Raw genomic sequence first — 15,337 nt, 5'->3', positions numbered from 1 at the left:
GTGGCAAAAAATATACAAGCTATTCGTGGTATGAAAGATTTGTTGCCAGCAGATACAATGTTATGGCAGCTAATTGAAGCTAAGCTTAAACAAATATTAACTAGCTATGGTTATAGCGAAATACGTTTGCCAATTATAGAACATACTACTTTATTTAAGCGAGCTATTGGTGAAGTTACTGATATTATCTCAAAAGAAATGTATACTTTTTATGACCGTAATGGTGATAGTCTAACACTTCGCCCTGAAGGTACTGCAAGTTGTGTACGTGCTGGTATTGAACACAGTCTACTATATAAATCAGAACAACGTTTATGGTACATGGGCCCTATGTTTCGTCATGAACGTCCACAAAAAGGTCGTTATCGCGCATTTCATCAATTAGGTGTTGAAGTTTTTGGTCTTTATGGACCCGATATAGATGCTGAAATTATATTAATGAATGCTCGCTTTTGGCGAGCATTAGGGATATCTCAATATATTTCTCTAGAACTTAATTCTATTGGTTCTATACAAGTGCGTGCAAAATATCGTAATATTCTTATTGCTTATTTAGAGAAAATTAAAAATAAATTAGATAAAGAATGCATAAATAATATTTATAGTAATCCAATGCGCATACTAGATAATAAAAAATTAGAAGTACAAGTATTACTAAATGACGTACCTAGTATACATGACTATCTAGATCAAGAATCTCATAAACATTTATCTAGGTTATGTAAATTACTTGATAATGCTGGGATTACATATATTTTCAATGATCGATTAGTTCGAGGATTAGACTATTATAATAGTACAGTTTTTGAATGGGTAACTGATTTTGTAGGTACAAAGAATGCTATTTGTGCCGGAGGACGTTATGATAGTTTAGTGTCTCAATTAGGAGGTTATGCCACACCAGCAATTGGTTGTGCAATAGGGTTAGAACGTTTAGCTTTATTAATAAAAACAGTAAATCCTAATTTTCAGCCGCAATTTGAAGTTGACGTATATTTAATATATTTTGGTACAGGAACTCAAAGTTTTGCTATGTGTTTAGCTGAAAAAATTCGTGATGTATATCCATATATAAAATTAATGACTCATTATGGTAGCGGAAACTTTAAGAAACAGTTTGCTCGTGCAAATAAATACAAAGCAAAATTAGCATTAATTTTAGGTGAACGTGAAATACAAAATGGTCAAATTAATGTTAAAAATTTACATAGTGGAGATCAGAAAATTATTTTACAAGAAGAAATTTTTGTAATTTTATCGTCAATTTTAGTATAAAGACACTGTATATTAATAATAGTATTATTACTCTAGTAGCAAGAGTATAGAAATTTAATCATATAACATATTCGATCAAGAAAGATATTAATAATAAAAAAATTATTATAATGCATTATATTTAGTATTGGATGTTACTAACAAATAATAAAAAATATTATACATATTACTAAATTTTATAACAATATCGGTTAAGTCTTAACTAGAAATATAATTAATAATAGTTTCTAAATAATTTTTTTAAAAATTAATTATGATATTACTTTCATAATACTGAAGTTTATGCAAAATATCATTTATAGTAGCATTTTACTAATAATAGCAATATTCATTTTAAATAATATATCACGCTATATATAAACCTTAAATTTTTAAGGTATCCACATTAAACAATGTACAGTTAAAATAAAATAAATTAGAAATATACTAAAAAATTTATTTAATTATATTAAATAAATTTTTTTATTAAAAAATACTATAAAATATATACTAATATAATATATTTTATTTTAGTTATTCTACTTGCTTATATGCTTTATTACATATCAATTTTAATAAATTATCTAACTAAAAGGAATATGAATGCAATTTTACAATTTTTTTTTGGATGTGTAATAATTTTGAGTGGATGTTCTATGTTCAAAAGTGACAATAACATCATAAATATGTCACCATTACCGAAAATTAAACAAGAATTTATATTAACAAAGGCATGGAGTACTTTTATTTCTCATAATGATGTTAATAAATTATATTTTCGTCCTAGTCCTATCTGCTATAATAACATAATATATGTTGCTGATCATTTTGGTATAGTAAAAGCAATTAATATAAATAATGGTGCTACAATATGGTCTATTAATTTAGCAAAAAAAAATAATTGGTTATCGTATCAACCTGCTTTATTATCTGGCATGATATCTTTGTCTGATAATAAAATTTTTATAGGATCTGAACGTGCAATCGTTTATGCATTAAATACTAAAGATGGTACAAAAATTTGGCAAACTACGGTAGCCGGTGAAGTAATTTCTCGTCCAGTTATTAGTAATAATCTAGTTTTAATTCATACCACCAATGGTATGCTGCAAGCTCTTAATCAAGCTAATGGTATAATTCAATGGACTATTAATTTAGATATGCCTTCTATAACATTACGTGGTGAATCATCTCCTACCATTGCTTATGGAGCTGCTATTATTGGTAATGATAATGGACGTATTAGTGCGGTGTTATTGCCACAAGGTCATATTATTTGGCAGCAGTACGTTACTGAATCAATTGGATCAACAGATGTTGAACGTATTAACGATGTAGATAATACACCTATTGTAATTAATAACATTGTATATACTTTAGGTTATAATGGCAATTTATCTGCGTTAGATTTAAAATCTGGTCAGATAAAATGGCAATATAAAATTAGCTCCGTAAACGATTTTATTGTTTACGAAAAATGTATTTATATAGTTGACCAAGATGATTGTATAATCTCATTAAGCACTAATAATGGTAAATTTTTATGGCAACAAAATCATCTATTACATCGTAACTTAACAACACCTGTACTTTATCATAATTATTTAGTTTTGGGAGATAGTGAAGGTTATTTGCATGCTCTAAATATTAATAATGGTGCTTTAATTTTACAACAAAGAGTCGCAAAATCTCATTTACTAAGTGTAGTATTATCAAAAAATGATAAGGTAATTATTCAAACAAGTAGTAATCAATTATATGCGTTTACTAGTTAATAAGTATGCAATATTATAATAACTTATTAATTAAAAAATAAAAAACTTAGTTTTTTAAATAAATAAAAACATAGAATAGTATATGATTGATTACATAAAAGAGTAATTTCTTGGTTTTTTAAAATAGAATATATGAATAAAACATTCCTAGTATACTATTTATAACTTTAAATAAAACAAAGTATAACTATTATAAACTATATATAAAAATATAAAAATTAATTAAGAAATTTTATTTTTATGATCATAAAAATTTAATTAACTGATTATAAAGGCTATAATTATGATACCTGTTATTACCTTAGTTGGACGATCCAATGTAGGTAAATCTACTTTATTTAATCGTTTGACAAACACTCGTAATGCGTTAGTTGCAGATTTTCCAGGATTAACTAGAGATCGTATATATGGTCGTGCTATAGTCAGCAATTATGAGTATATTATAATAGATACCGGTGGCATTGAGAACACAAAAAATAGTATTGGAGAACAAATAGTAGAACAATCATTATTAGCTATTAAAGAAGCAGATCTAGTGTTATTTATAGTTGATGCGAGAATTGGTTTAATGCCTGCAGATTATTCTATTGCTAATAATCTACGTAGACTTCAAAAAATGACTGTTTTAATAGCTAATAAAATAGATGGCATAGATCCTGATATTGCACTTTGTGATTTTTATTCACTTGGTTTTGGCAAAGCTTATGCTATTACTGCATCGCATGGTCATGGTATTAGACAAATAATTGCGGAATTACTCGTTCCATTTTTTAGTACATTTAAATATAAGACACAGTCTTTATTGACTAAAAAAGATGTTAATTTTCAATATTTAATTAATCTAAAAGATAAAGAAGTTAAAAAGATAATTAAAGAAAAAGTAAATAATTGTATCCTTAAAGAAGATAAATTAATAAAAATAGTTATTGTTGGGCGTCCTAATGTAGGAAAATCAACATTAATTAATTGTATATTAGGTGAAAAGCGTGTTGTAGTTGATGATACATCAGGCACTACACGTGATAGTATTTATATACCTATAGTATATAACAAACATAAATACATACTGATTGATACTGCTGGTGTAAGTAAACGTGGAAAAATTATTAATACTATTGAAAAATTTTCTATTATTAAAACCATACAAGCTATAGAACATGCAAATGTTGCATTATTAATTATTGATGCCCAAAATGGTATTTCTGATCAAGATTTATCTTTATTAAGCATTATTCTTGATAGCGGTCGTTCGTTAGTTATTGTAGTAAATAAATGGGATTCTCTATCTGCAAATATTAAAAATAATTTTAAAAATATATTAGAGTTACGTTTAGGTTTTATAAATTTTGCGCGTATTCACTTTATTTCTGCACTGTATAGTATAGGTATAAAAGATTTATTTCAATATATTCAAGAAGCTTATGATTGTGCTACGCAACATATTAGTACATCATTACTTACTAATATTATGAATAAGGCTCAACAAGCTCATCAACCTGCATTAGTACAAGGACGTCGTATAAAATTAAAATATGCACATGCTGGTGGTTATAATCCTTTAATAGTCGTTATTCATGGTAATCAATTACAACATTTAACATCTTCTTATGAACGTTATTTAGTAAATTACTTTCGTAGTTCACTAAAAATAATTGGCACTCCTATACGCATTCAATTTAAAGTAAATTATAATCCATATTCTAGTAAACGTAATATATTAAGACCCAATCAGTTACGCAAACGTAAACGTATGTTGACTTATATTAATAAGAATTAATATAAGTAATTATATATAATAATAAAATATAAGGTATTCAATAATTTGTTATATACATTTTCTTATATAGATATAACATAAATTATAATATTTATTATTTAATGTAGATAAGAGTTAAATATAAAAATCATAAAGTATATTATTAGTTGATGTAAAATAATGCTTACCTATACATTCTTAATTAATGACTTTTAAATAAATATTACGTCATAGATCTATACTTTATCACAATATATATAAATATATATTTTTTAAAAAAATTTTATATATATTTAATTTCATTATTTTTTATAAATAAATAGGATAATAATTATATTCTATATATTATCATAAAGTTAATAATAAAATTACTATATTATAATATAAGCACTGAAAGCTATTCTTTACTAAAGAATTATGTACTTACAATAATATATATTAAGGGCGAATATATTTTCTTTTAACAATAAAAATATATATCATTTCATATAGTTTTTGTTATAGATTGTTAATAATATATTTTTATATTGTAATATATAGCTAGACTTCATTTTTTATTTAAAATAAATAATATAATATTTTATATAAAATTTAGTATGAGATAATAATTAAGATATATAATAATTTATAATATATATTCTATAAATAATATTAGTATTTATATTATTAATAAATGCATTAAATTCTATTTTTTAATAGAAATAATTTACATAAAAATAAATTTTAACTTATATAATATTATTACAATGATTACTTCAATCATATGGTTATTATATAAATAACGATGCATATAGTTAAATATAGTTATTTAAAAAATTACTTAAATTATATAAAATAAATACATATAGTATATTTATATAAACATAATGTTAATTTTCAATTATTTTTTATTTTACATATAATTCTCTTAATGTAACAAGAGAATATAAGTAATATATTACTTTTGATAAAAAATTATTTTCAAATAAATAAGCAATATATCTATTTTAAAGATATAACGTAAATATTGATTATCTATTATTTCTTAAATAACTATTACGATATATATTAAATATATGTCTCTACTATTCTATTGATTATATAGCTATGAGATATACAATATATAATTTATATTATCTATTATTAAAGATAATAAAATATAACAATCCTCTTTCATTCTAATTTATTTACTAATTTTTATAAGATTATTGTAGTTAAGATAAATTATATAATATATATTAATTAATGATAGTATTTTAATTAAAATTTGATAGTCCTAAATAATAAAATGTCTTATGTTCATATAATTCAATTATTTTAATGATATAGTAAATATATAGATATTGGATAATATCTTTGTATCTTTAAAAAGATCATTAATTATATTGAATATTTTTATTAATATAGATAAAATAATTAATGAATATTATAGATATTATATATAAAAGTATTATTTTAAATATACATATATAATCCTTGTATACTGTATATAAAATCATGATATTTTGATATTAAAGATACTCTATTATTAATAAGTATAAATTTTTTATTTTAATAAAGTTTATTTTTATAAAAAAGTATATTAACCATTTCTGCTGATCTATATATAAGAAATATTATTTATTCATTCAATTAATAATATATATTTTATATATCTTATTATAAAAACATCTTAAATAATTTTTAATTATAAAAATACAGTTTTATAATATATACTTATATTGATAATATATTGTAAGTAGTATTAAGGAAAATTTTATAGTATTTTTATAATTAATATAATGATTATATACTATAAAAGATATTACAATAACAATATTTATTGTAAAATAATTAGTACCTAATTTTAATATTAAGCATCTTAATAAACTAGATATTTTATTATTTTAATTTATTAAATTTATATATTTTTTTTAATAAAAAATAATTTTTAGTAAAATTTTTATAAAATATTTTTAATAAATAGTATTTATTTTATAAATTTTTATAATACTATTATTTATAATGGATATTTATATATAAAAGTCTAAAATTTTAAAACAATTTAATATAAATTAAAAATTATATTATTAACTAATAATACTTAATGATTAATTATTAAAAATTTTTCTAAATATTATTTAATAATATTTCATATGTTACTATATCTAGCAAGAAATAATATTATTACATGCTAAAATATAATGAATAATATTAATAATTATAGCAGAAAAAATTCCAGCAATAACATCATCTAATATTATTCCTATACCTCCATATAAGTTGCGATCAAACCATCTAATAGGCCACGGCTTCCATATATCCAAAAAACGAAAAATTAAAAAACCTCCTAATATCCACTGCCAGCAATTTATTGGTAGCATACTTAATGCAATATACATTCCAATGAATTCATCCCATACTATACTAGCATGATCGTGAATTTGTATATCTTTTGCTGTATATTGACAGGCATAGCAACCTATAGAGATACTTAATATTACGTTGAGCCAATAAAATTGCCATGGTAAATGTATAAGTAATAACCAAAAAGGGATAGATACTAAAGATCCTATAGTACCTGGCATAACTGAACTTAATCCACTACCAAATCCAGTGGCTAATAGATGCCAGAGATTATTCATGTGTAAACGATTTTTAGCATTTTTGTTATTTGTTTTAATCTTAATTAAAATTATTTAATCTCTAAAATGTATAATATTTATTTAATCATTATTATATTTGGAAAATATGTTATAAATATTTATATAATAATAAGATCAATAATTAACTTATTATTGTAGTATGTATTGCTCGATTTTTCAAAAAAATAATGTAAAATTTTATATATGCCCTGAATGAATGCAACATCTACTATAAATATTAATTAAATAATAAAAAATTAATATAAATATTCAATATATAATAATTATTTAATATACCAATGACAATATAATAATTTTCTTAAAAAATATTATATAATATAAATATCGTAATTATTACTTTAATATTTAGCAGTCAAAAACTACATAATATAGCCGATATTTTATATATTTATTCATATGTAACGATATTTAACTAATATTTTTTATTTACCTTTATTTTATTAGATAATACAAGCAATATTAAATATAATAAATTATTTTAATAAAACCTAGATAACAGATATTAATTAAATATGTATATTAAAAGCTCATGGATTATACATAATATCTCCTATCGCATGTATAAAATAATCAAAAAAGATAATACATATTATGTAATAAAATTATAGTAATTATCATCTTAAAATATATTTATATAAATTTAGAAAATATAGATGCTGATAAATAATATTTTAAGTTAATGTAATATCTATTATATTATATATCATCAATATCATAACTAATTTTTATCTTCATTCATAATTATTAATAGATCAAGAACAGCAAATATATAAAAAACTAATCTACAATCTTTATTGTAAATAATATTATTTTTAATAAAATTAATATAATTAAATAATATTACTAACATGTTTTACTTCGTAAAGTATTTTATAACTCAGATAAGTTATTTAGTAATGTTTTTTTAAAAAAACTGGTCATATACTATTATATATTGTCAATATATTCATACCTTTTATATTTAATGCATAACAATAAGCAATACAAATAAGTTTGTATAATAATTATTACAGTAAATACTGTGTACTATATATCTATTAGATAAAATTTAATAAACATTTTATTTTGTAGAGATACGAATAATAAGAGCAATTTTATTAAGTACACCATTGATAAATTTATAGCTATCTTCTGAACCAAACATTTTAGCTAGCTCAATACCTTCATTAATTACTACTTTGTAAGGTATATCTATACGCTTACTTAATTCAAACAAAGAAATACGTAAAACAGCTCTTTCAATCTGTCCTAATTCTTTCAGTTGACGTGATAATACAGGAATCATAAGATTATCTAGATATTTTGCATGATTAGCTACTCCGAACAACAGATCACGAAAGTAACTAACATCAAAATCTTTAATATTTTGTTCTGATAGAAATTGACACTCAATATCAGTAATATCATTTTTAGATACTTGCCAAGAATAAAGTGCTTGTAGAGCATATTCACGTGCACGATGACGAGCAACAGGTTTCACAAGAGTATCCTTAACAATTAAGTTGTAATTGCATTTAATAATGCTAATCTTTTTTAAAGCGATTAGAGCAGCATCAGCAGCTTTATTGTCATATTTATTTTCTATACACTCAATATCTTATTCAATACTTTAGTTGTTAATATGCTAAATGCTATTGGCATAGTACTTTTATAGCAATTTTTGTAAGATCCGCGCTACATTAATTAGTAATACATTTAAAATGATCCATTTTACCACGTATAACTGTTCTAAAAACAATAATTGTATTATATTGATTAGTATTAATTAATACATACACTGCTAATAGTAGTGAATAAGCAAAGGAACTCAAACTATAGTCATATTTTCATCGGCAACTTGTACAATACGTTGTAAAGTATCAAGTGCACTATTAAGTAAGTTATTATCAATAATATTATTAAAACGAGCGATAGCAACTGCCATATTAGCATATGACGTAATTGTAATGCTTTCAGTAATCTTCATAAAATTTTTAATTTTGTATATTAAATATACTATAAATTGAATTATTAAAATAATATTATAATTGTTCTTTGTAATGATTATATGTATCGATTGAATGAAGAAATAAGCTAGATAAAACTAGATTATAAAAAATAATATTTATTATATCTTATAAAGATTACTTATCTTTAAAGTAATAACTATACTTATTAAGTAATATATTTTAGTTACAATACTAAATATTATTTTTTATTTAGTTATTACGAACGTTTCATCATATCAAAAAAATCATCATTTGTTTTTGTCATTGCTAGTTTATTCATGAGAAATTCCATTGCATCTATTTCACCCATAGGGTGAATTATCTTGCGTAAGATCCACATTTTATGTAGTTCTTCAGAAGTTGTTAGCAGTTCTTCTTTACGAGTACCAGAACGATTATAGTCAATTGCTGGAAATACACGTTTTTCAGCAATTTTACGAGAAAGGTGTAACTCCATATTACCGGTACCTTTAAATTCCTCATATATCACCTCATCCATTTTAGAGCCTGTATCAACTAAAGCAGTAGCAATAATTGTAAGACTACCTCCTTCTTCCATATTACGTGCAGCACCAAAAAATCGTTTTGGACGATGTAAAGCATTGGCATCTACGCCACCAGTAAGAACTTTACCTGATGCAGGTACCACAGTATTATAAGCACGAGCTAAACGAGTAATGGAGTCTAAAAGAATAATAACATCTTTTTTATGTTCTACTAAACGTTTAGCTTTTTCTATTACCATTTCAGCAACTTGAACATGACGGGAAGCTGGCTCATCAAAAGTAGATGCAATTACTTCACCTTTAACCAAACGTTGCATTTCTGTAACTTCTTCTGGACGTTCGTCTATCAGTAGAACCATTAAAGTACATTCAGGATGGTTATAAGCTATACTTTGTGCAATATTTTGCAAAAGCATAGTCTTACCAGCTTTTGGCGGAGCCACTATAAGACCTCGCTGACCACGACCGATAGGAGAAGCTAAATCCAGTACGCGAGCAGTTAAATCTTCAGTAGAACCATTACCTCGTTGCATATAAAGACGAGCGTTTGCATGTAAAGGAGTAAGGTTTTCAAATAGAATTTTATTACGGGCATTTTCTGGTTTATCGTAGTTTACTTCGTTGACTTTTAATAAAGCAAAATAACGCTCACCTTCTTTTGGTGGACGTATTTTACCAGAAATAGTATCACCGGTACGTAAATTAAAACGACGTATTTGACTTGGAGATACATAAATATCATCAGGACCAGCAAGATATGAGCTATCTCCAGAACGAAGAAATCCAAAGCCATCTTGTAATATTTCTAACACCCCATAACCGAAGATGTCTTCGCCACTTTTTGCATGTTGTTTTAAGATTGCAAAAATTATATCTTGTTTGCGCATACGAGCTAAATTTTCGAGACCCACATTTTCGCCGAGAGTAATTAACTCAGAAACCGGCGTATTTTTTAATTCGGTAAGATTCATAATGGTTAATTCTTTAAACTAGAGGTATACATCTTGAACGTATTGTGAATGGTATAACAGAAATTATTTATTCCTGTTTGTGAACTTTACAGCATGTAATATTGAATTACATTGCGGATCAATAACACAAATATAATAATAAAAAATTCAATATTTAATTAGTATATACTTATTGACGACATAAAGGTGCTTGTATTTTTTATTTTTATATACTCTTTATTGATTACTTTAATTATAACAAAAAGAATAATTTGCAAAAAATAATCATAACTAATATTAAAAATTAAGAAATTGTACAACAAAAAAATATATTATATATTGATTGTTAAAAATATAGGTAGGTACTTTATTATAAATATATTAAATTTAAAAACATATAACTAACTGCTAAATAATTAGATATAACTTTGATAATTAATTATTTAAAAACTAATAAATATCTATTTTATAAATTAACATTCAAGAATGATTCTAATTGTTTTTTTGATATAGAACCTATTTTAGTCGCAATAACAACTCCATTTTGAAATAGTAATAAAGTAGGAATGCTTCGAATATTAAACTTTAGCGCAGTAGTTGGATTGTTATCTATATTAAGTTTACAAACAATTAACTTATTTCCATATTGAATTGCTATTTCATTTAAAATAGGAGCAATCATCTTACATGGACCACACCATTCTGCCCAAAAATCTACTAAAATAGCGTTTTTAGATTTTAATACAAAAGAATCAAAGATAGTATCACTAAGATAAATAATTTTATCACCCATGTTAAATTCCTCCATAAGATTAAATCTATATTGAAAATATTTTATTTATCATTAATGTGTTGTGTGTTATAAATAATATTAAGTATTTCTTGTAATAAATACATCTTATATACAGTTAGCATTTCACAAATAAATAATAAAATTATTATTATATATCATTAATATGTTACTTTACTGTACATATTGTATTCACTATATTTATACTTAATAAGTTATATATTATATAAATGTATAAAAAATTTCTATTACTATTTAATATATAAATAGGTATGAATATACTCATAACTTATAACATTTCATGTAATTAGATATAAATCAACATTTATTCTAAAATACTATATAAAAATCTTATAATACTAACTTTAATGAATATATTGTATTATAGGTAAATTAATTTTTAATATTTTAAGATAAATAAATTTACCTATTCACTGAAATAATAGTACATATATTAATACTGTAGTGTTTTATAAAATTATTTATATATATAATATATAAAATATATTTATTTTATTATGTAAATAAAGTTTTTGCTTTAAAATATCTTTTATGATATCAATTTATAATTAATTTTTTAAACTGATTACTTTAACACATACATTATTATTTATATTGAACTAATCCTAATATAACTAACTATCTGTTTTATAACATATAATAAAATATTTTTTACTTTACTTGATTTTATGTATAAATAATACATATTTTAGTATTGTAGTTACAATAAAATATCTTCACAAACATATTGTTTGTATTAAAAATTATTTTATAATATATTACCTCATGGTAATAAAATATTAATTTAATTAATTATATTATATATTACTAATATTTATTATTTATTCTTATATTAAAAGAATTATTTTATTTAGTTAAATAATTATTGCATAATAATATAATGATTTAATGATATATGTAAACATATAAAAATTATTATTTTATATTTACTCTGTTTTAATAACAGATACAATAATGTATGCATCTTAATTAAGATAATTTATTAAGAGCATCATAAGTATTTTATGTATTGTAAGGGTAAATCAATATCATGTATTCTACATTATGTTTATTGTTATTATGAAATATTAAATAAATATAAAAATAGACTTTATATATAAATTATTCTTATAATTTATGTCTCATAAGTTTATGATATTTAAAATATGAATTGAATATTATTAATATTTATTTTTTACTTGTGCTAATATTGTACGAAGATTAGCTATGTTGTTTTGTCCTTGCTGCATTCTTTCTTTTGAGCTAACTATTTGATGCGCCGCATCCCATACTAAATCTTCTTGAGGAAGCTCCAATAAGAACCTGCTTGGTGTACGATTAACTAATATACCGTATTGACGGCGTTCACGACATAAAGTAAACACTATTTCTTTTTGCGCACGGGTAATACCTACATATGCTAATCGTCGTTCCTCATCAACGTTATCTTCATAGATGCTATTTTGATGAGGCAACAAACCTTCTTCCATGCCTACTAGATAAAGATATGGAAATTCTAATCCTTTAGAGGCATGAAGAGTCATTAAGTGTACTTGATTAATATTTTCTGTTTCAGATTGCCCTATGATATCACGAATAGTAAAGCGCATAACAACTTGTGTTAACGTCATTGACGGATCTATTGTATTACCTTGAAACATATCAGACATCCAAGTTAACAATTGATTAATATTTTTTATTTTTACTTCAGCTGATTTAGAGTCAGGAGATGTTTCAAGGAGCCAACGATTATAATCAATATCATTAATAAGATTACGTATAGCTATCATAGGTTCACGTTCAGATAGTATAGCTATATCTTGCATCCATTTTGTAAAACCTTGTAGAGTTTCTAATTTACGTTTAGTTAATACTTGCTTTAACCCACTATCGAAGCTAGCACGAAATAAACTAATACCATGATTATTAGCCCATGTACCTAATTTTTGTAATGTTATAAAACCAATTTCACGTCGCGGTTTATTAATAATACGTAAAAATGCGCTATCATCATCTGGGTTAGTTAATACACGTAAATACGCTAAAAAATCTTTAATCTCTGGACGCATAAAAAATGAAGTATCACCAGATATACTATATGGAATATGATTTTTTATTAATATTTTTTCGAATAAATGAGATTGATGGTTACCACGATATAAAATAGCATAATGACTATAAGATGATTGATGAATAAAATGATGCGATATTAGTTCTTTTACTACACGTTCTGCTTCATCTTCTTCATGATTAACTGTAATTATTTTAAGTTTTTTACCATAACTTAATTTAGAAAATAAACTCTTTTTAAAGATATGCATATTATTAGCAATTAATATATTAGCAGACTTTAAAATACGTTGTGAAGAACGATAATTTTGCTCTAATCTAATAACATGTAATGTTGAAAAATCTTCTTGTAATCGCACTAAATTTTGTGGACATGCCCCGCGCCATGAGTAAATTGATTGATCATCATCTCCCACGCAGGTAAAAAGTAAGTTTTTACTGACTAATAATTTTATTAATTCATATTGACTAGTATTAGTATCTTGATATTCATCTACTAATAAATAATTAATACGTTGTTGCCAACGTTCTAGTACTTCTTGATTATCACGTAATAATAGAGTTGGTGATAATATCAAATCATCAAAATCTAGCAAGTTATACGCTTTTAATTGATTATTATATAATTGATAACAATGTACAAATATTTTATCTCGTTCAGATGATGCATAGCATGCAGCTTGATGTGGTTCAATAAGATTATTTTTCCAATTAGATATAGTAGAAGATAGTTGTTTTAGTAAATCATGATCTTTTTTTAACCATTTTTTACTTAATTCCTTTAATAAAATAAATTGATCTTGAGAGTCAAAAATTGAAAAATTTTTTTTTATTCCTAAAGCTTTATATTCATTTTTTATAATTTCTAAGCCTAATGTATGAAATGTGCATACTATTAATCCACGAGTATTGTTACTACTCATATTTTGAGAAGCACGCTCTTTCATTTCATGAGCGGCTTTATTAGTAAAAGTTACAGCAGCAATATTACGAGCCTGATAGTCACATTGATTAATTAGATATGCAATTTTATTTGTAATAACACGCGTTTTCCCTGAACCAGCGCCTGCTAAAATTAAACAAGGACCAGTAACAAATTCAATAGCTTTTTGTTGATTTGGATTTAAATGCATAAATTAATTAACCTAAAGATAACATATAATTAAGATAAAAAAGTCAGCAGTTAAATATAATAAAATAAAATTATAGTAATAGATTCAGTATATATTATTTTTTAATATAATTGTATTATTTTCAATCTGCAATAAATTAGTATTATTATATAATGTACTGTATTATATATAATGTATTATAAATAAACTAGATTAATAATAAGGTTATTGTACAAAATATTATTATTAGATACAGATATTTTATATTTAATAGCATTATTTAGTTATATATATGATGATAATATTTATTATTTTACGAATATTTATATTGTAAAATAATGTATTTAATACGATTATTTAAATATTCTATAATTTTAAATTATAGAAAATATGATAATTTAGTAAATATAATAATATTCAATAAAATTATTGTATAATTATTCATATAATATGTATATACTAAAAATATCTTGTATCTTTGTTTCATTATACATTGATATAAGTTCTATTTA

At 23.3% G+C, this 15,337-nt stretch carries 9 protein-coding genes; 3 read left to right on the top strand and 6 right to left on the bottom strand.

Features of this window, described 5'->3' with window-relative positions; translation table 11 throughout:
- The 3 genes from hisS (at nt 1) to der (ending at nt 4,806) form a co-directional block, all read left to right on the top strand.
- Entirely contained in the window at nt 1-1,275 is a 1,275-nt protein-coding gene (hisS, locus tag GII40_RS02855; protein WP_226813326.1) for a histidine--tRNA ligase, read from the top strand.
- A 578-nt stretch (nt 1,276-1,853) separates the two neighbouring features.
- On the top strand, nt 1,854-3,029 hold the full coding sequence (gene bamB, locus GII40_RS02850) for an outer membrane protein assembly factor BamB (protein WP_226813325.1): 1,176 nt from the start codon (nt 1,854-1,856) through the stop codon (nt 3,027-3,029).
- A gap of 283 nt (nt 3,030-3,312) precedes the next feature.
- A complete protein-coding gene (gene der, locus GII40_RS02845) occupies nt 3,313-4,806 on the top strand; it encodes a ribosome biogenesis GTPase Der (RefSeq protein WP_226813324.1) in 1,494 nt (497 codons plus the stop codon).
- A 2,105-nt stretch (nt 4,807-6,911) separates the two neighbouring features.
- On the opposite strand, the gene pgpA is transcribed toward der, so the two are convergent.
- The 6 genes from pgpA to rep form a co-directional block, all read right to left on the bottom strand.
- On the bottom strand, nt 6,912-7,388 hold the full coding sequence (pgpA, locus tag GII40_RS02840) for a phosphatidylglycerophosphatase A (RefSeq protein WP_239022572.1): 477 nt from the start codon (nt 7,386-7,388) through the stop codon (nt 6,912-6,914).
- 1,081 nt (nt 7,389-8,469) lie between these two features.
- Nucleotides 8,470-8,889, bottom strand: coding sequence for a transcription antitermination factor NusB (nusB, locus tag GII40_RS02835; protein ID WP_226813323.1), 420 nt, complete (start codon nt 8,887-8,889; stop codon nt 8,470-8,472).
- Between the two features lie 327 nt (nt 8,890-9,216).
- Nucleotides 9,217-9,375 carry a hypothetical protein gene (locus GII40_RS02830; protein ID WP_226813322.1) on the bottom strand — a complete coding sequence of 53 codons (159 nt, stop codon included), beginning with the start codon at nt 9,373-9,375 and terminating at the stop codon, nt 9,217-9,219.
- A 239-nt stretch (nt 9,376-9,614) separates the two neighbouring features.
- On the bottom strand, nt 9,615-10,874 hold the full coding sequence (gene rho / locus GII40_RS02825) for a transcription termination factor Rho (RefSeq protein ID WP_226813321.1): 1,260 nt from the start codon (nt 10,872-10,874) through the stop codon (nt 9,615-9,617).
- 445 nt (nt 10,875-11,319) lie between these two features.
- The gene (gene trxA / locus GII40_RS02820) at nt 11,320-11,646 is read right to left on the bottom strand and encodes a thioredoxin TrxA (RefSeq protein ID WP_226813320.1); all 327 of its coding nucleotides are present in this window, start codon (nt 11,644-11,646) and stop codon (nt 11,320-11,322) included.
- Nucleotides 11,647-12,824: 1,178 nt separating this feature from the next.
- Nucleotides 12,825-14,846 carry a DNA helicase Rep gene (gene rep, locus GII40_RS02815; RefSeq protein WP_226813319.1) on the bottom strand — a complete coding sequence of 674 codons (2,022 nt, stop codon included), beginning with the start codon at nt 14,844-14,846 and terminating at the stop codon, nt 12,825-12,827.
- Nucleotides 14,847-15,337: the final 491 nt, after the last annotated feature.

The organism is Candidatus Profftia lariciata (assembly GCF_020541265.1).
In the GTDB taxonomy this organism is placed as follows: domain Bacteria; phylum Pseudomonadota; class Gammaproteobacteria; order Enterobacterales; family Enterobacteriaceae; genus Profftia; species Profftia lariciata.
The sequence above is the reverse complement of the archived record's forward strand: the minus strand, read 5'-3'. Positions and strand labels throughout refer to the sequence as shown.

Excerpts from the sequence above, each read along its gene's own strand:
- bamB (WP_226813325.1), top strand. The coding sequence starts at position 1,854 with ATGAATGCAATTTTACAATTTTTTTTTGGATGTGTAATAATTTTGAGT.
- der (WP_226813324.1), top strand. The coding sequence starts at position 3,313 with ATGATACCTGTTATTACCTTAGTTGGACGATCCAATGTAGGTAAATCT.
- pgpA (WP_239022572.1), bottom strand. The coding sequence starts at position 7,388 with ATGAATAATCTCTGGCATCTATTAGCCACTGGATTTGGTAGTGGATTA.
- GII40_RS02830 (WP_226813322.1), bottom strand. The coding sequence starts at position 9,375 with ATGAAGATTACTGAAAGCATTACAATTACGTCATATGCTAATATGGCA.
- rho (WP_226813321.1), bottom strand. The coding sequence starts at position 10,874 with ATGAATCTTACCGAATTAAAAAATACGCCGGTTTCTGAGTTAATTACT.
- trxA (WP_226813320.1), bottom strand. The coding sequence starts at position 11,646 with ATGGGTGATAAAATTATTTATCTTAGTGATACTATCTTTGATTCTTTT.
- rep (WP_226813319.1), bottom strand. The coding sequence starts at position 14,846 with ATGCATTTAAATCCAAATCAACAAAAAGCTATTGAATTTGTTACTGGT.